A 22,490-nucleotide genomic window follows, 5' to 3' on the forward strand; every position below is an offset into this window, starting at 1 on the left:
GCCCCGGGTTCACGGCGCGCCCCCAGCATGTTCGATGATCTGCACCCCCGCGCCCGAGCCCGACACCACGTACAAGGTGTCCGACGCCTCGTCGAAGGCCAGCGAGTTCGGTTGCTGCACGGTTGGGTAACGCACCTTTTCCACGGGTATTCCGGTGCTCAGATCGTAACCAATGACGGTGTTGGATGCCGTTTGGGACACCCAGGCCAGTTGGCGGGACCCGGCCAAGCCGTAGGGCGACTGCCGTACCGGGAAGGCCTGGCGCAGGATCAACGGATCGATCCCGTAGACCAGCAGTTGCCCGCCGCGGGTGTCGGCCACCAGCACCCTGCCCTGCGAGTCGGCGGCCAGCGTGGTGGCGCCCTCGCCGGCCCGCAGAGACTGCGCGGCACGGCCGTCGGGGCCGATCGTCGTCACCGACGTCTGGCCACGATCCAGCACCACCGTCGTGTTTGCTTGCGCGACAAGGGCATCCACCCGCGCAAAGATCTTGTTCCGATTGGCCACCGACCCGTCGGCGCCCAGGGAGTACACCGCACCGTCGGCGCTACCCAGCACCAGCCTGCCGTCGGCGCGGCGCGCGATGGCGGTGAATTCCTGGCCGCCGGCGACGGTCGTTCTGACGCCCTGCCCGGTGGCCAGGGCCACCGTGACATAGCCGTCACGTCCCGCCAGATAGACCGTGCCGTGTCCGTCGCCGGTCATGGCGGTGGCGGGCCCGGGCAGCGTGATCACGCGCGCAGCGCCCCGCGGTCCGAGCACGGCGATGCTGCCCGGTCCGCCGGGGTCATCGCCGGGGGATAAAACCACCAACTGCCGCGAGTCGCCGTCGAAGAAGGCGCTTTGTGGACGGCCGCCCAGAGACTGCACCACCCCCGCGGGGTTCGAGGCGGGTGGGGAGACGGCCGGCTGCGCGGGTTCGATGGTGGGTGGCGTGTAGCTGAGCGGGTTCGACGAGCACCCCGAACCGACCCAACCCGTTACGAGCAAACTCGCCAAAATAACAACGCGCTGTTTAAAGAGCGCTCTTCGCGTTGTCAGCAATCCAGATCTCCCGTATCTACAAGACGCATATAAAATTCTAAGGAACGTTATCGCGCTCAATTTCGCCATCTGTGACGTGTAAATCGGTGTAGCGGAGGTATTCTCAGCCCATGACCGTCACCGATGACCGGCATACCGCAGACCAGGAGTTTGCTGTCGAGGACATGACGCCTGGCATTTTCGCCAGCGGGTACGGGCAAGTCGGAGATGGGCGCAGTTTTTCCTTTCATATCGAACACCGGTCTCTCGTCGTAGAAATTTACCGGCCGCACCTGGTGGCACCGGTTCCGCAGGCCGAAGACGTCGTCGCGCGCGCCGTGCGCAGTGTGCTCGATATCGACCTGACCGACGAGCGCAGCTTAGCCGCCGCAGTGCGCGATGCGGTGGCCCGCGCGGTGCCTGTCTCGCGCTAGCCCGGCCGCGGCGCGGCCGCGCTTCTTCACCGCACCAGGTACGGTCGTCGTCGTGTCTGCGGTAGCGCCGATGTCCTGGGGGCAAGTCATCGTCTTGTCGGTGGTGCAGGGTCTGACCGAGTTTTTGCCCGTCTCCTCCTCCGGGCACCTGAACATCGTGTCGCGAATCTTCTTCAGCGGCGACGCCGGCGCATCCTTCACCGCGGTGAGCCAGCTGGGCACCGAAGCCGCGGTGCTGGTCTACTTCGCCCGCGACATCGGGCGCATCCTGCGCGCCTGGTTCAACGGACTATTCGTCAAGTCGCAGCGCAACGCCGACTACCGGCTCGGCTGGTACGTCATTATCGGCACCATCCCGATCTGCGTGCTCGGGCTGCTCTTCAAGGAAGTCATCCGCTCCGAGGTGCGCAACCTGTGGGTGGTGGCCACGGCGATGGTGGTGTTCTCGGCGGTGATCGCACTCGCCGAATACCTCGGACGCCGCAACCGCGACATCGAGCAGCTGAACTGGCGCGACGCGATCGTCGTCGGAAGCGCCCAGTGTCTGGCGCTGGTGCCGGGGGTGTCACGCTCGGGCTCGACGATCAGCGCGGGGCTGTTTCTCGGGATGGAGCGCGAACTGGCCGCTCGCTTCGGCTTCCTGCTGGCCATCCCGGCGGTGTTCGCCTCGGGGTTGTTCTCCCTGCCCGACGCGTTTCGGCCCGTCACCGAGGGAATGAGCGCTACCGGGGCACAGCTGCTGGTGTCTATCTTGATCGCGTTCGTGATCGGCTTGGCGGCGGTGACCTGGTTCCTGCGTTTTCTGGTGCGCCACAACATGTTCTGGTTCGTCGGATATCGCGTGGTCGTCGGTAGCGCGGTGCTGATTTTGCTGGCGACGGGGACGGTCGCGGCGACATGACGGTCCTGTTGTTGCGTCACGGCCGGTCAACGTCCAACACCGCGGGTGTGTTGGCGGGCCGGTCAGAGGGTGTGGACCTCGACGACAAGGGCCGCGAGCAGGCGGCCGGCCTGATCGACCGGATCGGTGACCTGCCCATCCGGGCGGTGGTGTCCTCGCCCTTGTTGCGCTGCCGCCGCACCGTCGAACCGCTGGCCCGGGCGCTGTGCATCGAGCCGGTGATCGAAGACCAGCTCGCCGAAGTCGACTACGGCGAGTGGACCGGCCGCAAGCTGAGCGAGTTGGTCAGCGAGCCCCTCTGGCGGGTGGTTCAGGCCCATCCCAGTGCCGCGGTGTTCCCCGGCGGTGAGGGACTGGCGCAGGTGCAGGCTCGCGCGGTCGCGGTCGTTCGCGAGCATGATCGCCGGCTCAGCGAGGAGCACGGCGGCGACGTGCTGTGGGTGGCCTGCACCCACGGAGACGTCATCAAGTCATTGATCGCCGATGCCTACGGCATGCACTTGGACAGCTTCCAGCGGGTCAACGCCGACCCTGCGTCGGTGAGTGTGATCCGCTACACCCCGCTGCGTCCATTTGTGCTGCATGTCAACCACACTGGCGCGCGGTTGTCGGCCGGCCTGCGCGCCGCGCCGGCGCCGGAAGCGAAGGAAGAGCCCTCCGGCGACGCGGTTGTCGGCGGCTCCACGAACTAGGCGACACGCCCGGCGGTGTCCGGCACTGCCGGACGAAGCGCACGGTGCCAGCGTCTGCACGGTATTTTGGAGGTGCCATGGCCCGCGCAATTCACGTATTCCGTACACCCGACCGTTTCGTGGCCGGGACCGTCGGGCAGCCCGGGAACCGCACGTTCTACATCCAGGCGGTGCACGACGCCCGGGTCGTCTCGGTGGTCCTGGAGAAGCAGCAGGTTGCGGTCCTGGCTGAACGCATCGGCGCGCTGCTGCTCGAAGTCAACCGTCGTTTCGGCACTCCGGTACCCCCCGAGCCGACCGAAGTGGAAGATCTCAACCCGCTGATCATGCCGGTCGACGCCGAATTCCGGGTCGGCACAATGGGGCTCGGCTGGGACTCCGAAGCGCAGACCGTCGTCGTGGAACTGCTCGCCGTCACCGATGCGGAATTCGACGCCTCCGTGGTGCTCGACGACACCGACGAGGGCCCCGACGCGGTGCGGGTGTTCCTGACGCCGGAGTCGGCGCGGCAGTTCGCCACCCGGTCCAACCGGGTCATCTCGGCCGGCCGGCCGCCGTGCCCGTTGTGCGAGGAACCGCTGGACCCCGAGGGTCACATCTGCGCGCGCACCAACGGCTACCGGCGCGAGGCGCTCTTCGGGTCCAGTGATGACGCCGAGGAATGACCATCATGAGGTGCTGCGCGACGGCGAGCTGACTGTCCTGGGACGGATCCGGTCGGCGAGCAACGCCACCTTCCTGTGCGAGGCGTCGCTCGATTCTCGATGCGTGCACTGCGTCTACAAACCCGTCTCGGGCGAGCAGCCGTTGTGGGATTTTCCCGACGGGACGCTGGCCGGCCGCGAGCTGGCCGCTTACCTGGTGTCGACGCAGCTGGGCTGGAACATCGTGCCCCACACCATCATTCGCGACGGCCCGGCCGGTCCGGGAATGCTGCAGCTGTGGGTGCAGCAACCGGGCGACGCCGCCGACTCCGACCCGCGGCCAGGTCCCGACCTGGTCGATCTGTTCCCCACCGGCAAACCGCAACCCGGCTACCTCCCGGTACTGCGCGCCTACGACTACGCCGGCGACGAGGTGGTGCTGATGCACGCCGACGACGATCGGCTGCGCCGGATGGCGGTGTTCGACATCCTCGTCAACAACGCCGACCGCAAAGGCGGCCACATCCTCTACGGCGTCGACGGCAATGTCTACGGCGTCGATCATGGAGTGAGCCTGCACGTCCAGGACAAGCTTCGCACCGTGCTGTGGGGTTGGGCCGGCAAGCCGATCGACGATTCCACGATGGGGCCGGTGGCCGAGTTGGCCGACGCGCTGTGCGGCCCGCTGGCCGCCGAACTCAGGGGCCTGATCACCAGCGCTGAAATCGCGGCGCTGATCCGTCGCACCCAGGTGTTACTCGAGGATCCGGTGATGCCCGGACCCAACCGCAGTCGCCCTATTCCCTGGCCGGCGTTCTGAGCGGGTGCCCGCCGTCGGCGATACTGGGGCGGTGAACCCGGGCGCGCGTGACCAGAGCGATGCCGCGCTGGCCGCTGACCTCGCCGCCGAGGCGGGGGAGCTGCTGCTCAAGGTGCGTGACGAGGTCGGGTTCGACTATCCGTGGGAATTGGGCGACGCCGGCGACCGCCTGGCGAATTCGCTGATCCTGCGCCGGCTGAGGGCCGAACGTCCCGGAGATGCCGTGCTCAGTGAGGAAGCTCACGACGATCTGGTTCGGCTGAAGTCCGACCGGGTGTGGATTGTCGACCCGCTGGACGGCACCCGTGAGTTCTCCACCCGCGGGCGTGACGACTGGGCGGTACACATCGCGCTGTGGCAGCGTTCGTCCGGGGGATCCGCGACCGGTTCCGCGAACGGAGTACGGCAGATCACCGACGCGGCGGTGTCACTGCCGGCCCGCGGCAACATCGTCTACCGCAGCGACACCGTCACCGCGAACGCCGCGCCCGTCGGCATTCCCGACGTCATCAGGATCGCGGTCAGCGCCACCCGGCCGCCGGCCATCCTTTACCGCATCCGGCAGATCCTGGACATCGAACTGGTGCGTATCGGCTCGGCGGGCGCGAAAGCCATGGCGATTATCGACGGGGTTGCCGACGCCTACCTGCACGCCGGCGGTCAGTGGGAGTGGGATTCGGCCGCTCCGGCCGGCGTCATCCAAGCCGCCGGAATGCACGTGTCGCGCCTGGACGGGTCGCCGATGATGTACAACCAGCTCGATCCCTACCTGCCCGACTTCGTGATGTGCCGCGCCGAGTTGGCGCCGATCCTGCTCGAGGCCATCCGCCAGTCGTGGTGGTAACCGGGTGTGCGGCCACGGTGCATTTCCTGCCCAATCGCATCGGTGCCCGCACAGTAGAAACGGTGGGCGCACACCCGCTCAGCGCCCCGCTGTGCGGGGCGCATCGTCACCGGGCCTAGACCGATTGCCCGGCTTCTCAGCGCCCCGCTGTGCGGGGCGCATCGTCACCGGGCCTAGACCGATTGCCCGGCTTCTCAGCGCCCCGCTGTGCGGGGCGCATCGTCACCGGGCCTAAAGTCGACGCATGCGGTCGTGGTCTCCTCCGCCGGTCCCGGCGTTGCCCGGACGCGGTCCCGAACTGAGGCTCTACGACACCGCTGACCGGCAGATCCGCCCCGTTTCGGCCGGCGGCACGGCCACCATGTACGTCTGCGGCATCACGCCCTATGACGCGACGCATCTCGGCCACGCCGCCACCTACCTGACGTTCGACCTGATTCACCGTTTGTGGCTCGACCTCGGCCACGAGGTTCGGTACGTGCAGAACGTCACCGACGTGGACGACCCGCTCTTCGAGCGCGCCGAGCGCGACGGTGTCGACTGGCGCGAGCTCGCCGACCAGGAGGTCGCGTTGTTCCGCGAGGACATGACGGCGCTGCGGGTGCTGCCGCCGCAGGAGTACGTCGGGGCGACCGAGGCGATCCCCGAGATGGTCGAGCTCGTCGAGAAGATGGTCGCCTCGGGGGCCGCGTACGTCATCGAAGGCGAGTACCCGGACGTCTATTACCGGGCCGACGCCACACTGCAGTTCGGCTACGAATCGGGTTACGACCGGGAAACCATGCTGAACCTGTTCGAACAGCGTGGCGGTGATCCGCACCGGCCCGGCAAGACCGACGGACTCGACGCGCTGCTGTGGCGGGTGAACCGGCCGGGGGAGCCCAGCTGGCCGTCCCCGTTCGGCCCGGGCCGGCCGGGCTGGCACGTCGAATGCGCCGCCATCGCTATGAGCCGGATCGGCAGCGAAATCGATATCCAGGGCGGCGGCAGCGACCTGATCTTCCCGCACCACGAGTTCACTGCCGCCCACGCCGAATGTGTCAGCGGCGAACGCCGATTCGCCCGCCATTACGTGCACGCCGGCATGATCGGCTGGGACGGCCATAAGATGTCCAAGAGCCGGGGCAACTTGGTCCTGGTGTCGCAACTGCGCGCCCAGGGTGTCGACCCGTCGGCGGTCCGACTGGGCCTGCTCGCCGGGCACTACCGCGCCGACCGCTCCTGGAGCCTGCAGGTGCTCGAAGAGGCGCGCACCCGCCTGCACCGCTGGCGCACTGCCACCTCGCTGCCGGCCGCTCCCGACGCCGTCGACGTCCTGGGCCGCGTCCGCCGCTATCTGGCCGATGACCTGGACACGCCGAAAGCACTTGCGGCACTGGATGGTTGGGTGACAGACGCGCTGGAGTACGGCGGCCACGACGAGTCGGCCCCCGCGCTGGTGGCCGCCACGGTCGACGCCCTGCTGGGAGTCGGCCTTTAAGGCTGCGGTGGTACCTTTTGCGCCATGACATCGGTGCAGGACAAGGTCATTTTCATCACTGGCGCCGGGCGCGGAATCGGTGCCGAGGTCGCCCGCCGGCTGCATAACAAGGGCGCCAAGCTCGTCTTGACCGACCTGGGCGAAGCCGAGCTCAAATCGATCGCCGCCGAACTCGGCGGCGACGGCCGGGTGCTGACAGTCGTCGCCGACGTGCGCGACCTGGCGGCCATGCAGGCCGCCGCCGACCAGGCCGTGCAGAAGTTCGGCGGCATCGACGTCGTGGTGGCCAACGCCGGGATCGCCAGCTACGGCTCGGTGCTCACCGTCGACCCGGAGGCTGCAAAGCGGGTGATCGACGTGAACCTGATGGGCGTGTTCTACACGGTGCGCGCCACGCTGCCGTCGATCATCGACAGGCGCGGCTACGTGCTGATCGTCTCGTCGCTGGCCGCCTACGCCGCGGCTCCGGGAATGGTGCCCTACGACATGTCGAAGGCCGGCGTCGAACATCTGGCCCACGCGCTGCGACTGGAGGTCGCGCATCTGGGCGTGACGGTCGGGTCGGCTCACATGTCGTGGATCGATACCGCGCTGGTCCGCGACACCAAGGGCGACCTGCCGGCGTTCAGCGAGCTGTTGTCCAAGCTGCCTCCGCCGCTGAACAGGACCACTTCGGTCAACAAGTGCGCCGCGGCCTTCGTCAAGGGCATCGAGGGCCGCAAGACTCGGGTGTATTGCCCCGGTTGGGTGGCGGCGATGCGCTGGCTCAAGCCGGTGCTGTCGACGCGCATCGGCGAATCCGCGATCCTCAAGACCGCGGCCGAAGTGATGCCGAAGATGGACGCTCAGGTCCTCGCGCTGGGCCGATCCACCAGCGCATACACCCACGAGCTGGAGAAGTAGCAGCCCAGCGTGAAAGTAGTCATCTGCGGCGCGGGCATCGCCGGGCTGGCCGCCGCAGAGCGCCTGGCCTCCCTCGGTAACGACGTGGTGGTGCTCGAACGCGCCGCCGGGCCCCGCGAACAGGGCTACATGATCGACTTCTTCGGCGCCGGCTACGACGCAGCCGAGGCGATCGGCGTGCTGCCGGCGATCCGGGCGGTCGGCTACAACTTCGACGAAGCCGGCCTGTTCGACCAGCAGGGGCGCCGCCGCGCCGCTGTCTCCTACGTCAAGATCGACCGGGCGTTGCGCGGCCGCCTGTGCAGCGTGATGCGCCCCGACCTGGAAAAGGTCCTGCGGGATAATCTGCCCGACACCGTCGAATTGCGCTACGGAGCCGACGTCACCGGCATCGAGGATCGCGAGGACGGCGTGACGGTCACGCTGGCCGGCGGGGACAGGCTCGACGCCGACCTGCTCGTCGGAGCCGACGGAATTCACTCGACCGTGCGCGCGTTGGTGTTCGGCGAGGAAGCGCAGTATCTGAGGTACCTCGGATTCCACACCGCCGCTTTCCTTTTCGACGCCCCCGCGATCCGTGAGGCGGCCGGCGACAACGTCGCCCTCACCGACACCATCGACCGGCAGATCGGCTTCTACGGGCTACGAAACGGCAAGGTGGCCGTGTTCGCGGTGCACCGCGCCGCGGAGCGACGACTGCCCGACGACGCCCGCGCCGCGATACGGGAAAGCTATGCCGACATGGGCTGGCTGGTGCCTGACGCACTGCAGCGGTGCCCCCCGTCGGAGCAGATCTACTACGACGAGGTCGCGCAGGTGGTCATGCCGCGCTGGCACAAGAACCGCGTGGTGCTGATCGGCGACGCCTGCGCGGCGGTCTCGTTGGTGGCCGGTCAGGGCGCCTCACTGGCCGTCGGCGCCGCCTATGTGCTGGCCGAGCAGCTTCGCCGGACGTCGACGGTGGAACGGGCGCTGGACTTTTATGAGCAGCTGTGGCGCCCGGAGATCGAGGAGAAGCAGAAAGCGGGACGGGACGCGGCCAACCGGTTCCTGCCCAGCTCGCCGTTTCAGCTGTGGACCCGGCGCACCGCGCTGCGGCTGGCCTGGCTCCCGTCCGTAAGCCGGCGTATCACCGCGGCGCTGGTCGGTCCGCCCTCTCCGGTGGTCGCGATGCTGCGCACCGGCTCGGAGTCCGACGAAGGTGGGGAAAGCGCAGCGGACTAATCGGTGCGCGGCTAGCATGCACCTTTCCAGGCCTCACATAGTGCGTGTCCCGCAACGAAAGGTGCCGACGATGAATCGTGTGAAGGGCGTGCGGACACGGCGGCTGCTGGGTGCGGTGTTCGCCGTGCTGATTGCGTCATTGACGGTGGGTTGCACGGAGCACGCACCGACCCCGCCGGGGTTCTTCACAATCAGGAATGTGCCGCCGGCTGGTTGACCGCTCTACAGCCCGAAGCCCGGCCGGCGTCGCCGCAGATAGCGTTCAAACTCGGCGGCCAGCGCGTCGCCGTCGATCTTGCCGAGCGCCTCGTTGACGTCCACCGCGGCGTCGCCGTGCTGCTCGAGCGACTGCACGTACTCGGCCAGCTCCTCGTCGTCGGCGGCCATTTCGGTGATCTCCTGCTCCCACGCCTCGGCCTGGGTCGGCAGGTCGCCGAGTGGCACCTCGACATCGAGCACTTCCTCGACCCGCCGCAACAGCGCCACCGTCGCCTTCGGGTTGGGCGGATGCGACACATAGTGCGGAACCGCCGCCCAGAATGTGACCGCGGGAATTCCGGCGGCCACGCAGGCGTACTGGAAAACCCCGGCGATGCCCGTCGGGCCCTCGTACCGCGTTTCTTCCAGGCCGAACAGCCGCGCCGACTCCGACGAGTAGGCCGCACCGGAGACCGGCACCGGCCGGGTGTGCGGCGTATCGGCCAGCAGCGCCCCGAGAATGACGACGGTGTCGACATTGAGCTTGTCGATGACTGCCAACAGCTCATCGCAGAACGTGCGCCAGCGCATGTTCGGCTCGACCCCGTGCATCAAGACGACGTCGCGGTCGCTGTCTGGCGGCCGGCAGTGCGAGATGCGCATCGCCGGCCACTCCAGCTCGCGGGTGACGCCGTCGACCTGGCGGATGACCGGGCGATTGACCTGGTAGTCGTAGTACGCCTCGTCGTCGATCTCGACGATCGGCAGCGCATCCCAGATGGCGGCCAGGTGCGTCACCGCGTCACTGGCCGCGTCGCCGGCGTCGTTCCAGCCCTCGAAAGCCGCCACCACCACGGTGTTGTGCAGCTGGGGGAGCGTGTCGTCACCCGGCCCAGGATCCGGCAAAGTCACCCAGTCAGCCTACGGCGTGACCAAGCGGCGCCGGTGCGGGCGTGGCCGTGCCGGAGCCCCCGTCCTCGCCGAGAATGCCGCAGTGGTCGCGCTTCGGGCCTCGACCGCGACCGCGGTGGCAATCTCGGCGAAAACGCGGAGAACTCCGATCCATAGGTCGTCTATCCTTATCAGGAGACTGCGGACGAGGCGAAATACGCCCGGGTGCAGTCTGGTTAACCTAGGTAACCAGGACATTGCCGACAAGATCCGCGAGCTGACGCTCAACGGCGCCGCGACCGGCACACGGATCGGGTCGAGCTGGGCGTCCAGACGTCGTACTACGACGTAGACTTCTCTCGTCGAGAGGCGTTGCAACGGATCCGGGTCCGCACAGGCCGGTTTCCGCCACGCTCGGCGGAGTCAAGGACGCCTTCCGCTAAGGAAGGAATGTACGTGAACGCCTCTGAGTCGATCGCCGCGACAGAATTCGCACCCAACGTCCGCCCCGACTGCACCGAAGCGCTGACGGCAGCGCTGCGCGAGCGGATTGTGGTGATCGACGGTGCGATGGGCACGGCGATCCAGCGGGACCGGCCCGACGAGGCCGGCTACCGCGGCGAGCGCTTCAAGGACTGGCCCAGTGATCTCGTCGGTAACAACGACCTGCTGAATCTGACTCAGCCGCACATCATCGAGGGAATCCACCGGGAGTACCTGGAGGCGGGCGCCGACATCCTGGAGACCAACACGTTCAACGCGAACGCGGTCTCACTCGCCGACTACAACATGCAGGAATTGGCCTACGAGCTGAACTACACCGGCGCTGCGCTGGCCCGTCAGGCGGCCGACGAGTTCAGCACCCCCGAGAAGCCCCGCTACGTGGCCGGCGCCCTCGGGCCGACGACGCGGACCGCGTCGATCTCCCCGGACGTCAACGACCCCGGGGCGCGCAACGTCTCCTACGACCAGCTGGTCGCCGCCTACCTCGAAGCCGCCAACGGACTGGTCGACGGCGGGGCCGACATCATCATCATCGAGACGATCTTCGACTCGCTGAACGCCAAGGCGGCAGTGTTCGCCGTCGAGACCCTGTTCGAAGACCGCGGGCGCCGCTGGCCGCTCATCATCTCGGGCACCATCACCGACGCTTCCGGCCGCACGCTGTCCGGCCAGGTCACCGAGGCGTTCTGGAACTCGATCAGGCACGCGAAGCCGATCGCGGTCGGCCTCAACTGCGCGCTGGGTGCGCCGGAGATGCGGCCCTACATCGCCGAGGTGGCACGCATCGCGGACACCTTCGTCTCCTGCTACCCGAACGCCGGCCTGCCCAACGCCTTCGGCGAGTACGACGAGTCCCCGGAGCGTCAGGCCGGCTACATTGCCGATTTCGCCGGCGCCGGCCTGGTCAACCTGGTCGGTGGCTGCTGCGGAACGACGCCGGCGCACATCGCCGAGATCGCCAAGGTCGTCGAGGGCAAGCCGCCGCGCGAGGTGCCGGAGATCCCGGTGGCCACCCGGCTGTCGGGCCTGGAGCCGCTCAACATCACCGACGGCTCCCTGTTCGTGAACATCGGTGAGCGCACCAACATCACCGGTTCCGCCCGGTTCCGCAACCTGATCAAGGCCGAGGACTACGACACCGCCCTGTCGGTCGCCCTGCAGCAGGTCGAGGTCGGTGCGCAGGTCATCGACATCAACATGGACGAGGGCATGATCGACGGCGTCGCCGCGATGGACCGCTTCACGAAGCTGATCGCGGCCGAGCCCGACATCAGCCGCGTCCCGGTGATGATCGACTCCTCCAAATGGGAGGTCATCGAGGCGGGCCTGAAGAACGTGCAGGGCAAGCCCATCGTCAACTCGATCTCCATGAAGGAGGGCGAGGAGAAGTTCATCCGCGAGGCGCAGCTGTGTCGTAAGTACGGTGCCGCCGTCGTCGTGATGGCCTTCGACGAGAAGGGGCAGGCCGACAATTTGGAGCGCCGCAAGGAGATCTGCGGGCGCGCCTACCGGATCCTCACCGAAGAGGTCGGCTTCCCGCCCGAGGACATCATCTTCGACCCGAACTGCTTCGCGCTGGCGACCGGCATCGAGGAGCACGCGACCTACGGGATCGACTTCATCGAGGCCTGCGCCTGGATCAAGGAGAACCTTCCCGGGGTGCACATCTCCGGCGGTATCTCGAACGTGTCGTTCTCGTTCCGGGGCAACAACCCCGTCCGTGAGGCGATCCACGCGGTGTTCCTGTTCCACGCCATCAAGGCCGGCCTGGACATGGGCATCGTCAACGCCGGTGCGCTGGTGCCCTACGACTCGATCGACCCCGAGCTGCGTGACCGCATCGAGGACGTCGTCCTGAACCGTCGCGAAGACGCGGCCGAACGGCTGCTGGAAATCGCCGAACGGTTCAACAGCACGGAGAAATCCGAGGACCCGGCCGCTGCCGAGTGGCGCAGCCTGCCCGTGCGCGAGCGGATCACCCACGCGTTGGTCAAGGGCATCGACGCCCACGTCGACGAGGACACCGAGGAGCTGCGGGCCGAGATCGCCGCCGCGGGCGGCCGCCCGATCGAGGTGATCGAGGGCCCGCTGATGGACGGCATGAACGTCGTCGGTGACCTCTTCGGCTCCGGCAAGATGTTTCTGCCCCAGGTGGTGAAGTCGGCCCGGGTGATGAAGAAGGCTGTCGCCTATCTGCTGCCCTACATCGAGGCAGAGAAGGAAGAATCCAACGTCTCTTCCAAGGACACCAACGGCACGATCGTGATGGCGACGGTGAAGGGCGACGTGCACGACATCGGCAAGAACATCGTCGGGGTTGTCCTGCAGTGCAACAACTACGAAGTGATCGACCTCGGCGTGATGGTGCCCGCGAGCAAGATCCTGGACGCGGCTAAGGAGCACAACGCCGACATCATCGGGCTGTCCGGCCTGATCACCCCGTCTTTGGACGAGATGGTCAACTTCGCGGTCGAAATGGAGCGCGAAGGGCTGGAGATCCCGCTGCTGATCGGCGGCGCGACCACCTCGCGCGCCCATACGGCCGTGAAGGTGGCGCCGCGGCGCAAAGGTCCGGTGGTGTGGGTGAAGGACGCGTCCCGCTCGGTGCCGGTCGCGGCCGCGCTGCTGGATGACAAGCAGCGCCCGGCTCTGTTGGAGGCCACCGAAAAGGACTACGCGTCCCTTCGCGAACGGCACGCCCAGAAGAACGAGCGGCCGATGATGACGCTGGAGAAGGCGCGCGCGAACCGCACGCCGATCGAATGGGACGGCTACACGCCGCCGGTGCCCGCCCAGGGCCTGGGCGTGCGGGAGTTTAACGACTATGACCTCGCCGAGCTGCGCGAGTACATCGACTGGCAGCCCTTCTTCAACGCCTGGGAGATGAAGGGCCGCTTCCCGGACATCCTCAACAACCCGGCCACGGGCGAGGCCGCCCGCAAGCTGTACGACGACGCCCAGGAGATGCTCGACACCCTGATCAAGGAGAAGTGGCTGACTGCCAACGGGGTAATCGGGTTCTTCCCGGCGAACGCGGTTGGGGACGACATCGAGGTCTACACCGACGACACCCGCACCGAGGTGCTGACCAGGTTGCACAATCTGCGTCAGCAGGGCGAGCACCGCGAAGGCATCCCGAACCGGTCGCTGGGCGACTACGTCGCCCCCAAAGATACGGGTCTCGCCGACTACGTCGGGGCCTTCGCCGTCACCGCGGGGCTGGGCAGCCAGGACAAGATCGTGGAGTTCAAGGCCGCCCTTGACGACTACAGCGCGATCCTGCTGGAGTCGATCGCCGACCGGCTGGCAGAGGCGTTCGCCGAACGGATGCACCAACGGGTCCGCAAGGAGTTCTGGGGATTCCAGCCGGACGAGCAGCTGGACAACGAGGCCCTCATCGGTGAGAAATACCGGGGAATCCGCCCCGCCCCCGGCTACCCGGCCTGCCCAGAGCACACCGAGAAGGTGACGCTCTGGAAAATGATGGACGTCCGGGAGCGCACCGGAATCGAACTGACCGAGTCGATGGCGATGTGGCCGGGTGCTGCCGTCAGCGGCTGGTACTTCTCGCACCCGCAGTCGCAGTACTTCGTGGTCGGCCGGCTGGCCCAGGATCAGGTCGCCGACTACGCGAAGCGCAAGGGATGGACCCTGCAGGAAGCCGAGCGCTGGCTCGCCCCCAACCTCGGCTACAACCCGGAGGACTGAGGCTGTCGGCGTGACCCTGCTGCACCACCCCGACGCCAGGTACGTCAACGTCTGAAACAATCGCTGGTCGTGAAGACCTTCGAGGAGCTGTTCGCCCAGCTCGGTGAACGTGCCCGGACCCGACCGGCCGGTAGCGCCACCGTGGCCGCTCTGGACGCCGGAGTACACACATTGGGCAAGAAGATCCTGGAAGAGGCCGGCGAGGTGTGGTTGGCCGCCGAACACGAACCCGACGAGGCGCTGGCCGAGGAGATCAGCCAATTGCTGTATTGGACGCAGGTGTTGATGATCTCTCGCGGCCTGTCCCTCGACGACGTCTACCGGAAGCTGTGAGCATGTTGCGAGTCGCGGTGCCCAACAAGGGGGCGCTGAGCGAGCCGGCCAGCGAGATCCTCTCCGAAGCCGGCTACCGCCGCCGCACCGATCCCAAAGACCTCACCGTCATCGACCCGCTCAACAGCGTCGAGTTCTTTTTCCTTCGCCCCAAAGACATCGCCATCTATGTCGGTTCCGGCGAACTCGACTTTGGGATCACCGGTCGGGATCTTGCGCTGGATTCGGACGCGCCGGTGCGCGAACGACTGGCGCTGGGCTTCGGATCCTCCAAGTTCCGTTACGCGGGCCCCGCCGGGCGGGAGTGGACGGTGACCGACCTGGCGGGCAAGCGGATCGCCACCGCGTACCCGAATTTGGTGCGAAAAGATCTGTCCGCCAAGGGAATCGACGCTACGGTGATCAGGCTCGACGGCGCGGTGGAGATTTCGGTGCAGCTCGGCGTGGCCGACGCCATCGCCGACGTGGTCGGATCGGGCCGCACCCTGAGCCTGCACAACCTGGTGGCTTTCGGTGAGCCGCTGTGTGATTCAGAGGCGGTGTTGATCGAACGGGCCCAGGACCACTCCAGCGCGGCCCGTGATCAATTGGTGGCCCGGGTTCAGGGCGTTGTTTTCGGCCAGCAGTACCTGATGCTCGATTACGACTGCCCGCGTTCGGCGTTGGAGCAGGCCACGTCGATCACACCAGGACTCGAGTCGCCGACCATCGCTCCACTCGCCGATCCGGACTGGGTCGCGGTACGCGCGCTGGTGCCACGCCGGGGTGTCAACGCAATCATGGACGAGCTCGCCGCGATCGGAGCGAAAGCGATTCTGGCATCCGACATCAGATTCTGCCGATTCTGACCCCTCGCCAGAGCCGTTGCTGTGTTAGCGTCCCCGCTGGGACCGCCGCGTTAATCGGGGGCTTTCCCGTTATCGTCGCCAGGCTGTACGTCTGTCCCAGGAGGGATCGCTGTGACGCAGGTTCTCGTTCTTCTTCTCGCGCTGTTGATCGGTGTCGTCGCCGGATTGCGGTCGTTGACGGCACCCGCCGCGGTCTCCTGGGCGGTCTTTCTCAGCTGGCTCAATCTGCACGGAACATGGGCGTCGTGGGTGGGAAACCTGGTGACGGTGGTGATCCTGAGTCTGCTCGCGGTCGCCGAACTGGTGAACGACAAGCTGCCGAAGACCCCGCCGCGCACCGCGCCGCCGGTGTTCGCCGTTCGCCTCATCATGGGTGGTTTCGCCGCTGCGGTCATCGGCACGGCCTGGGGGCATAAGTGGGCCGCGCTGGGCGCCGGCATCGTCGGCGCAGTATTGGGCACGGTCGGCGGGTACCAGGCGCGTCGCGCACTGGTAGCCAAGAACGGCGGCCATGACCTGCCCATCGCGCTGCTGGAAGACGCCGTCGCCGTGCTCGGTGCGTTCGCCATTGTCGCCGCGGCCGCCGCACTGTGACGGAGGCGCAGCAGTTCGACGCTATCGTCGTCGGAGCGGGTCAGGCGGGACCGCCGCTTGCCGGGCGGCTCAGCGCGGCAGGGCAGCGGGTCGCTGTCATCGAGCGCCAGCACGTCGGCGGAACGTGCGTGAATTACGGATGTATCCCCACCAAGACTCTGGTTGCCAGTGCTCACGCCGCACATCTGGCTCGCCGGGGTGCCGACTACGGCGTCGGAACGGGGCCCGTCACCGTCGACATGGCCAGGGTCAAGGCCCGCAAAGACGAGATCATGCTCAAAGACCGCCACGGTGTCCAGAAATGGCTGGACGGCATGGACGGCACCACGTTCATTCGCGGACACGCCCGCTTCGAGGACCCACACACCATCAGGGTGGGTGATCAGCTGCTGCGTGGCGAGCGAATCTTCCTCAATGTCGGTGGCCGCGCGGTGATCCCGAATATCCCGGGCCTCTCCGACGTCGAATACCTGACCAATGTGACCATCATGGATCTCGACACGGTGCCCGAGCACCTGGTCGTGGTGGGCGGCAGCTACATCGCGCTGGAATTCGCGCAGATGTACCGACGGTTCGGAGCCCCGGTCACCGTCATCGAGCGTGGGCCGCGGCTGGCTTCACGCGAGGACGAAGACGTCTCGGCCACCATCCGCGAGATTCTGGAGGGCGAGGGCATCGACGTCGTCACCGGTGCGGATGATGTGCGACTTGCCAAGACGGACAAGGGTTTTGAACTGACTCCGGGTGCCGGCGCAGATCCCGTCGCGGGCAGTCATCTGCTGCTTGCGGTGGGGCGTCAGCCCAACACCGACGACCTGGGCCTGGAGGCGGCCGGTGTACAGACCGACGCCAGGGGTTACATCGTGGTCGACGATCAGCTCAAGACCAGCGTCGACCACATCTGGGCGTTGGGCGACTGCAACGGCAAGGGCGCCTTCACCCACACCTCCTACAACGACTTCGAAATCGTCGCCGCCAACCTGCTCGATGACGATCCGCGCCGGGTCAGCGACCGCATCACCACCTACGCGCTGTACATCGACCCGCCGCTGGGACGGGCCGGCATGACCGTCGAGCAGGCCCGCGCCGCCGGCCGCAAGGTGCTGGTCGGCAAGAGGCCGATGACCCGGGTCGGCCGAGCGGTCGAAAAGGGTGAAACGCAAGGGTTTATGAAGGTCGTCGTCGACGCCGAGACCGATGAGATCCTGGGCGCCGCCATCTTCGGCGTCGGTGGCGACGAGGCCGTGCACTGCGTCCTGGACGTGATGTCGGCCAAGGCGCCCTACACGACGCTCTCGCGCACCATGCACATCCACCCGACGGTCAGTGAGCTCATTCCCACGGTGCTGCAGGAGATGTCACCGCTCGACTAGCGCGCGTAATGCTGCGCCGAGCTGCCATCGCTTGACGGATATCGCCTCGCTAAGTTCGAAGTGCTTTGTCCGGCAATAGAATTAGCTAGTAGGCGAAGCGACGTGCCCGGCCGTGCCCCCTTGAGGCACGGGCGATCACCCGCAAGCAGCAGGCGGACGGATGCCAAACTCGACCAGGCCGGGAGCACACGGTCAGAGATCAGAACCTGGCCCGGGACCGCTTCACGCCGCCGGCTCGGTCGGCTGTGAGGCCGTCTGGCGCGCGAACCCTGGCCAGCCAGGGTAGGGCGGTGGCGTCCCGCCGAACGCGGGGCAGTGCGCCTGATGGGGGCACCAGTCACACAACCGCGACGGGCTGGGCCGGAAATCGCCGGTCTGTCCGGCGGCCTGGATGGCTCGCCAGATCGCCATCAGCGTCTTCTCGAAGCGCAACAACTCGTCGTGGTCCGGCGCGTAGTCGAGCACCTGACCGTCGGCCAGATAGATCAGTCGCAACCGGGCCGGCAGGACGCCGCGTGAACGGAGCAGCGCCACGGCGTAGAACTTCATCTGGAACATCGCCTTGAACTCGGCCCTGGAATCGAACCCAGCCCGAGCGACCGGTGGCGCTTTACCGGTCTTGTAGTCCACGACCCGCAGTTCCCCGGTGACGGCTACATCGATGCGATCGATGTAGCCACGCAGCAGCGTGCCGTCGGCCAGTTCGACCTCCACGCGCTGCTCACAACACTGCGGCTCGAACCGCGTCGGGTCTTCTAGCCGGTAGTAACCCGACAGCAGGGCGCGCGCTTCGCCGAGCAACTCCGCGCGTAACTCGGGATCCAGCTCATCGGCCAGCGTCGGCTCGCCGGCTATCACCCGGTCCCACGCGGCCTCCAACAGCGAGTAGGCGGTGTCCGGCACCCGCTGCGGTGCGGGCAGCCCATACAGCTGCTCGAGAGCGGCGTGCACCACCGAGCCGCGCAGTTGCGCTGTCGAGGGCGCCTCCCGTAACCGGTCGATCGCACGGAACCGGTACAGCAGCGGGCACTGCTTGAAGTCGGCGGCCCGCGACGGCGACAGCGCCGGCGGGGGGCGTGACTCCGGCTGGTCCGTCATATTCGCAGCCTAGGACTGGGGCGTGACAAATCATGGTCAACCCCGACCACGAGCTACGGCGCGTCGGCTGGCACGCTATACGCCGTGTCAGCAACCGGTCCGTTCACCGTGGGCGAGCGCGTCCAGCTCACCGACGCCAAGGGCCGTCATTACACGATCACCCTGACGCCGGGTGTCGAGTTCCACACGCATCGCGGCCGGATCGCGCACGACGCCCTGATCGGTCTCGAGCAGGGCAGCGTCGTCAAATCCAGCAACGGCGCCCTGTTCCTGGTGCTGCGGCCACTCCTGGTCGACTACGTCATGTCGATGCCGCGCGGACCGCAGGTGATCTATCCCAAGGACGCGGCGCAGATCATCCATGAGGGAGACATCTTCCCGGGCGCGCGGGTGCTTGAGGCCGGCGCCGGATCCGGTGCGCTGACTCTCTCGCTGCTGCGGGCGGTCGGGCCGCAGGGGCAGGTCGTCTCGTACGAAGCGCGTGCGGATCACGCGGAGCACGCCCGCCGCAACGTCTCGGCTTTCTACGGCCAGGCCCCAGAGAACTGGCAGCTGATCATCAGCGACCTTGCCGACGCCGAGTTGCCCGACGGTTCGTTTGACCGGGCGGTGCTGGACATGCTGGCGCCCTGGGATGTGCTCGACGCGGTGTCGAGACTGGTGGTCGCCGGTGGCGTCCTGCTGATCTACGTCGCAACCGTCACGCAGTTGTCGAAAGTGGTCGAAGCGGTGCGGGCACAGCAGTGCTGGACCGAACCGCGGTCCTGGGAGACGATGCAGCGTGGCTGGAACGTCGTCGGCCTGGCCGTGCGCCCCCAGCACACCATGCGCGGGCATACCGCTTTCCTCGTCGCCACCCGGCGGCTGGCGCCGGGCGCGGTGGCGCCTGCGCCGCTCGGCCGCAAGCGTGAGGGCAGGGACGGCTAAGGCTGGCTAATCGTCGCTGCGGTTGAGCCCGCGCCGCACCGACAGCAACTCAAACTCCGGATGCGCAGCGACGAGGCGTTCGGCCGCATCGAGGACATCCACGGCATGGGCCCGGTCTCGCGACACCATGGCCACGCCGATCCCGGCCCGCCGATGCAGATCGTGCGAATCGGTCTCAGCCGCCGAAACGCTGAACTTGCGCTGCAACTCGGCCACCACCGGGCGGATCACCGAACGCTTCTGTTTGAGCGAGCGCACATCGCCCAGCAGCACGTCGAATTCGAGCCAACCGATCCACATCGAGTCAGGGCGTCGGCGACGGCGTCGGCGAGGGTCCGGCCGCCGGGGTGGGGGCGGGGCTCGGCGACGGGCTTGGTGAAGCCGGCGAGGGCGCCGCTGTCGAGTTTCGCGAGTTCTGCAGAGCCAGCAGCATCTCCGCGGTCTTGCGGGACAGCTGCCAACCTCCCTGGGCGGGCGTGAACTCCATTGGGAAGGTGAATTCCCGACGCTCTGGATTGGCCGTGTTGACGACGACGGTGGCCAGCACGCAACCCGCGTCCGTGGCCGACCACGCGACGTTGTTCGCCGTGAACGTCATCGGCAAGTAGCCGCCGTCGCGCGCGGCGTTGGTGAACCTGTCCAGCGCCGTGGCCGCCTCCGGGGTCGACCCCTGCACGAGGTTGAGTTTGTTGCTGCCCGGCACGGCCGGGTCAGCGAGGCGGGCCAGCACATCGGTGAGAGCTTCGGGCGGTGGCAGGGGAGCGCTAGGAGGAGCCACGGATGTGATGGACGTGGGCGGTGGTCCAGGTGTCTGCGCCGAGTCCAACTGTCTCGCGGTGTTGTGCGAACAACCCGTCATCGTGATCACCACCGCAGTGGCGGCGGTGCCCAGTGTTACGCAGACGTTGCCGGACATCCGGGACAGCCTCAATTACAGGCGACGAAGCCGATTGCGTTGCACGTCACATCGCAGACCGCGGAAGGCGCGAATGGAGCGGTCAGAACGCCTGTGGCTAGGGATTTCGCGGTCACGGAAGTCCTTTCGCTCGGCCCGAATAGAAGGCGAGATTACCAGCGTGACCCAACTTGTAACTTTCAAACGGCATTTGACTGCCCACATCGATCGTGGTTGACCGGTAGCGTTGAGGGTATCCGCCACACCTATTCCTGGTGCGGGAAAGGAGCGCAACATGGGTGACTCAGAGCGTTCTGAAGCATTCAAGACATCTCGCGATATCCCCCTGTCCAGCGACGATGCTGCCGAACTCGAACAGCTGCGGCGTGAGGCCGCGGCTCTGCGCGAGCAACTCGACAACGCGGTTGCCCACCAGAGCCCGGCGCGTTCGGCGCGCGACGTGCATCAGCTCGAGGCCCGAATCGACTCCCTTGCGGCCCGCAATTCCAAATTAATGGAAACTCTTAAAGAGGCCCGTCAGCAGTTGCTGGCATTGCGGGAAGAAGTCGACCGGCTGGGGCAACCACCGAGCGGCTATGGCGTCCTGCTGGGCACCCATGACGACGAGACCGTCGACGTGTTCACCTCCGGCCGCAAGATGCGCCTGACATGCTCGCCCAACATCGACACCTCCGTGCTGAAGAAGGGCCAGACGGTCCGGCTCAACGAGGCGCTGACGGTGGTCGAGGCCGGAACGTACGAGTCGGTCGGCGAGATCTCGACGTTGCGCGAGGTGCTGGGCGACGGTCACCGTGCCCTCGTGGTCGGCCACGCCGACGAGGAGCGCATCGTGTGGCTGGCCGAGCCGCTTGTTGCCGAGGATCTGCCGGAAGGCCACCCCGACGCGCTCAACGACGACACCCGGCCCCGCCGGTTGCGTCCGGGGGACTCGCTGCTGGTGGACACCAAGGCCGGGTACGCCTTCGAGCGCATTCCCAAGGCCGAGGTCGAGGACCTGGTGCTCGAAGAGGTGCCCGACGTCAGCTACGAGGACATCGGTGGCCTGACGCGTCAGATCGAACAGATCCGCGACGCCGTCGAACTGCCGTTTCTGCACAAGGAGCTGTATCGCGAGTACGCGTTGCGTCCGCCCAAAGGCGTGCTGCTCTACGGTCCGCCCGGTTGCGGTAAGACGCTGATCGCCAAGGCCGTCGCCAACTCGCTGGCCAAAAAGATGGCCGATCTTCGCGGCGACGACGCCCGCGAGGCGAAGTCGTACTTCCTCAACATCAAGGGTCCCGAGCTGCTCAACAAGTTCGTCGGAGAGACCGAACGCCACATCCGGCTGATCTTCCAGCGGGCCCGCGAGAAGGCCTCCGAGGGCACCCCGGTGATCGTGTTCTTCGACGAGATGGACTCGATCTTCCGCACCCGCGGCACCGGTGTCTCGTCGGACGTCGAGACCACGGTGGTGCCTCAGCTGCTTTCGGAGATCGACGGCGTCGAAGGCTTGGAGAACGTCATCGTGATCGGCGCCTCCAACCGCGAGGACATGATCGACCCGGCCATCCTGCGGCCCGGCCGTCTTGACGTGAAGATCAAGATCGAGCGTCCGGATGCCGAAGCCGCACAGGACATCTTCTCGAAGTACCTGGTCGAGACCCTTCCGGTGCACGCTGACGATCTCGCCGAGTTCAACGGCGACCGCAGTGCCTGCATCAGGGCGATGATCGAGAAGGTCGTCGAGCGGATGTACGCCGAGATCGACGACAACCGGTTCCTGGAAGTCACCTACGCCAACGGTGACAAGGAAGTCATGTACTTCAAAGACTTCAACTCCGGGGCGATGATCCAGAACGTGGTCGACCGCGCGAAGAAGAACGCGATCAAGTCGGTGTTGGAGACGGGCCAGCCGGGTCTGCGCATCCAGCACCTGCTCGACTCGATCGTCGACGAGTTCGCCGAGAACGAGGACCTGCCCAACACCACCAACCCCGATGACTGGGCGCGGATCTCGGGCAAGAAGGGTGAGCGGATCGTGTACATCCGCACCCTGGTCACCGGCAAGTCGTCGAGCGCGTCGCGGGCCATCGACACCGAGTCGAACCTGGGTCAGTACCTGTAGATAACGGCGGACGCTTGTCCGCCAGGCCAAT

Annotated in this window: 22 protein-coding genes; 17 read left to right on the forward strand and 5 right to left on the reverse strand. The window is 66.9% G+C overall.

The genetic code is table 11. The annotated features are described in order from the left end of the window. Window positions 1–9: 9 nt before the first annotated feature. Window positions 10–1,044, reverse strand: a complete 1,035-nt coding sequence (locus QXK92_RS02415; RefSeq protein WP_371934486.1) for a YncE family protein — start codon at window positions 1,042–1,044, stop codon at window positions 10–12. A gap of 110 nt (window positions 1,045–1,154) precedes the next feature. Between QXK92_RS02415 and QXK92_RS02420 the strand changes: the two genes are divergently transcribed. The 10 genes from QXK92_RS02420 (at window position 1,155) to QXK92_RS02465 (ending at window position 9,182) form a co-directional block, all read left to right on the forward strand. After that, window positions 1,155–1,457 carry a hypothetical protein gene (locus QXK92_RS02420; protein WP_306240071.1) on the forward strand — a complete coding sequence of 101 codons (303 nt, stop codon included), beginning with the start codon at window positions 1,155–1,157 and terminating at the stop codon, window positions 1,455–1,457. 70 nt (window positions 1,458–1,527) lie between these two features. After that, the gene (locus QXK92_RS02425; RefSeq protein ID WP_306244139.1) at window positions 1,528–2,358 is read left to right on the forward strand and encodes an undecaprenyl-diphosphate phosphatase; all 831 of its coding nucleotides are present in this window, start codon (window positions 1,528–1,530) and stop codon (window positions 2,356–2,358) included. Next, window positions 2,355–3,050, forward strand: coding sequence for a histidine phosphatase family protein (locus QXK92_RS02430; RefSeq protein ID WP_306240072.1), 696 nt, complete (start codon window positions 2,355–2,357; stop codon window positions 3,048–3,050). The genes QXK92_RS02425 and QXK92_RS02430 overlap by 4 nt, the downstream gene beginning before the upstream one ends. A gap of 77 nt (window positions 3,051–3,127) precedes the next feature. Further along, window positions 3,128–3,715: a DUF3090 domain-containing protein gene (locus QXK92_RS02435; protein ID WP_306240073.1), complete on the forward strand. Its 588-nt coding sequence runs from the start codon at window positions 3,128–3,130 to the stop codon at window positions 3,713–3,715. Then, entirely contained in the window at window positions 3,699–4,514 is an 816-nt protein-coding gene (locus tag QXK92_RS02440) for an SCO1664 family protein (protein ID WP_371934263.1), read from the forward strand. The genes QXK92_RS02435 and QXK92_RS02440 overlap by 17 nt, the downstream gene beginning before the upstream one ends. Before the next feature lie 31 nt (window positions 4,515–4,545). Further along, a complete protein-coding gene (locus QXK92_RS02445; RefSeq protein ID WP_306240074.1) occupies window positions 4,546–5,358 on the forward strand; it encodes a 3'(2'),5'-bisphosphate nucleotidase CysQ in 813 nt (270 codons plus the stop codon). Window positions 5,359–5,602: 244 nt separating this feature from the next. Beyond that, entirely contained in the window at window positions 5,603–6,838 is a 1,236-nt protein-coding gene (mshC, locus tag QXK92_RS02450) for a cysteine--1-D-myo-inosityl 2-amino-2-deoxy-alpha-D-glucopyranoside ligase (RefSeq protein ID WP_306240075.1), read from the forward strand. 24 nt (window positions 6,839–6,862) lie between these two features. Then, window positions 6,863–7,741 carry an SDR family oxidoreductase gene (locus tag QXK92_RS02455; RefSeq protein WP_306240077.1) on the forward strand — a complete coding sequence of 293 codons (879 nt, stop codon included), beginning with the start codon at window positions 6,863–6,865 and terminating at the stop codon, window positions 7,739–7,741. 9 nt (window positions 7,742–7,750) lie between these two features. Further along, window positions 7,751–8,965, forward strand: a complete 1,215-nt coding sequence (locus QXK92_RS02460) for an FAD-dependent monooxygenase (protein WP_306240079.1) — start codon at window positions 7,751–7,753, stop codon at window positions 8,963–8,965. A gap of 70 nt (window positions 8,966–9,035) precedes the next feature. Next, window positions 9,036–9,182 (forward strand): hypothetical protein, encoded by a 147-nt coding sequence (locus tag QXK92_RS02465; protein WP_306240080.1) that lies wholly within the window; start codon window positions 9,036–9,038, stop codon window positions 9,180–9,182. A gap of 5 nt (window positions 9,183–9,187) precedes the next feature. Here QXK92_RS02465 and QXK92_RS02470 read toward each other — a convergent pair whose 3' ends face one another. After that, a complete protein-coding gene (locus tag QXK92_RS02470) occupies window positions 9,188–10,069 on the reverse strand; it encodes a PAC2 family protein (RefSeq protein WP_306244143.1) in 882 nt (293 codons plus the stop codon). A 435-nt stretch (window positions 10,070–10,504) separates the two neighbouring features. On the opposite strand from QXK92_RS02470, the gene metH reads away from it, so the two are divergent. The 5 genes from metH to QXK92_RS02495 all read left to right on the forward strand — a co-directional run bounded on the left by metH (window position 10,505) and on the right by QXK92_RS02495 (window position 17,414). Then, complete coding sequence (gene metH, locus QXK92_RS02475) at window positions 10,505–14,266, forward strand: methionine synthase (RefSeq protein WP_306240081.1); 3,762 nt, start codon at window positions 10,505–10,507, stop codon at window positions 14,264–14,266. Window positions 14,267–14,317: 51 nt separating this feature from the next. Continuing rightward, window positions 14,318–14,599, forward strand: coding sequence for a phosphoribosyl-ATP diphosphatase (locus QXK92_RS02480; protein WP_065132862.1), 282 nt, complete (start codon window positions 14,318–14,320; stop codon window positions 14,597–14,599). Window positions 14,600–14,601: 2 nt separating this feature from the next. After that, window positions 14,602–15,447, forward strand: a complete 846-nt coding sequence (hisG, locus tag QXK92_RS02485) for an ATP phosphoribosyltransferase (RefSeq protein ID WP_306240082.1) — start codon at window positions 14,602–14,604, stop codon at window positions 15,445–15,447. A gap of 111 nt (window positions 15,448–15,558) precedes the next feature. After that, a complete protein-coding gene (locus QXK92_RS02490; protein ID WP_306240083.1) occupies window positions 15,559–16,041 on the forward strand; it encodes a DUF4126 domain-containing protein in 483 nt (160 codons plus the stop codon). Further along, window positions 16,038–17,414, forward strand: coding sequence for an FAD-containing oxidoreductase (locus QXK92_RS02495; RefSeq protein WP_306240084.1), 1,377 nt, complete (start codon window positions 16,038–16,040; stop codon window positions 17,412–17,414). Before QXK92_RS02490 ends, QXK92_RS02495 begins: the two co-directional genes overlap by 4 nt. 222 nt (window positions 17,415–17,636) lie before the next feature. Here QXK92_RS02495 and QXK92_RS02500 read toward each other — a convergent pair whose 3' ends face one another. After that, a complete protein-coding gene (locus QXK92_RS02500; RefSeq protein WP_306240085.1) occupies window positions 17,637–18,512 on the reverse strand; it encodes a RecB family exonuclease in 876 nt (291 codons plus the stop codon). A gap of 84 nt (window positions 18,513–18,596) precedes the next feature. On the opposite strand from QXK92_RS02500, the gene trmI reads away from it, so the two are divergent. After that, window positions 18,597–19,439 (forward strand): tRNA (adenine(58)-N(1))-methyltransferase TrmI, encoded by an 843-nt coding sequence (trmI, locus tag QXK92_RS02505; protein ID WP_306240086.1) that lies wholly within the window; start codon window positions 18,597–18,599, stop codon window positions 19,437–19,439. Window positions 19,440–19,445: 6 nt separating this feature from the next. Here the strand turns inward: trmI and QXK92_RS02510 are convergent, their stop codons facing one another. Continuing rightward, window positions 19,446–19,739 (reverse strand): DUF503 domain-containing protein, encoded by a 294-nt coding sequence (locus QXK92_RS02510; protein WP_306240087.1) that lies wholly within the window; start codon window positions 19,737–19,739, stop codon window positions 19,446–19,448. A gap of 4 nt (window positions 19,740–19,743) precedes the next feature. Further along, on the reverse strand, window positions 19,744–20,355 hold the full coding sequence (locus QXK92_RS02515; protein WP_306240088.1) for a hypothetical protein: 612 nt from the start codon (window positions 20,353–20,355) through the stop codon (window positions 19,744–19,746). A gap of 274 nt (window positions 20,356–20,629) precedes the next feature. On the opposite strand from QXK92_RS02515, the gene arc reads away from it, so the two are divergent. Continuing rightward, complete coding sequence (arc, locus tag QXK92_RS02520; RefSeq protein ID WP_306240089.1) at window positions 20,630–22,459, forward strand: proteasome ATPase; 1,830 nt, start codon at window positions 20,630–20,632, stop codon at window positions 22,457–22,459. Window positions 22,460–22,490: the final 31 nt, after the last annotated feature.

The sequence above is a fragment of the Mycobacterium sp. TY815 genome (assembly GCF_030755135.1).
GTDB lineage: Bacteria > Actinomycetota > Actinomycetes > Mycobacteriales > Mycobacteriaceae > Mycobacterium.

What these genes read in the sequence shown, in the direction of transcription:
- metH (WP_306240081.1), top strand. Translation starts at nt 10,505, where the DNA reads ATGTACGTGAACGCCTCTGAGTCGATCGCCGCGACAGAATTCGCACCC.
- QXK92_RS02430 (WP_306240072.1), top strand. Translation starts at nt 2,355, where the DNA reads ATGACGGTCCTGTTGTTGCGTCACGGCCGGTCAACGTCCAACACCGCG.
- QXK92_RS02510 (WP_306240087.1), bottom strand. Translation starts at nt 19,739, where the DNA reads ATGTGGATCGGTTGGCTCGAATTCGACGTGCTGCTGGGCGATGTGCGC.
- QXK92_RS02435 (WP_306240073.1), top strand. Translation starts at nt 3,128, where the DNA reads ATGGCCCGCGCAATTCACGTATTCCGTACACCCGACCGTTTCGTGGCC.
- QXK92_RS02455 (WP_306240077.1), top strand. Translation starts at nt 6,863, where the DNA reads ATGACATCGGTGCAGGACAAGGTCATTTTCATCACTGGCGCCGGGCGC.
- QXK92_RS02425 (WP_306244139.1), top strand. Translation starts at nt 1,528, where the DNA reads ATGTCCTGGGGGCAAGTCATCGTCTTGTCGGTGGTGCAGGGTCTGACC.
- QXK92_RS02440 (WP_371934263.1), top strand. Translation starts at nt 3,699, where the DNA reads ATGACGCCGAGGAATGACCATCATGAGGTGCTGCGCGACGGCGAGCTG.
- arc (WP_306240089.1), top strand. Translation starts at nt 20,630, where the DNA reads ATGGGTGACTCAGAGCGTTCTGAAGCATTCAAGACATCTCGCGATATC.
- QXK92_RS02465 (WP_306240080.1), top strand. Translation starts at nt 9,036, where the DNA reads ATGAATCGTGTGAAGGGCGTGCGGACACGGCGGCTGCTGGGTGCGGTG.
- hisG (WP_306240082.1), top strand. Translation starts at nt 14,602, where the DNA reads ATGTTGCGAGTCGCGGTGCCCAACAAGGGGGCGCTGAGCGAGCCGGCC.
- QXK92_RS02500 (WP_306240085.1), bottom strand. Translation starts at nt 18,512, where the DNA reads ATGACGGACCAGCCGGAGTCACGCCCCCCGCCGGCGCTGTCGCCGTCG.
- QXK92_RS02515 (WP_306240088.1), bottom strand. Translation starts at nt 20,355, where the DNA reads ATGTCCGGCAACGTCTGCGTAACACTGGGCACCGCCGCCACTGCGGTG.
- mshC (WP_306240075.1), top strand. Translation starts at nt 5,603, where the DNA reads ATGCGGTCGTGGTCTCCTCCGCCGGTCCCGGCGTTGCCCGGACGCGGT.
- QXK92_RS02420 (WP_306240071.1), top strand. Translation starts at nt 1,155, where the DNA reads ATGACCGTCACCGATGACCGGCATACCGCAGACCAGGAGTTTGCTGTC.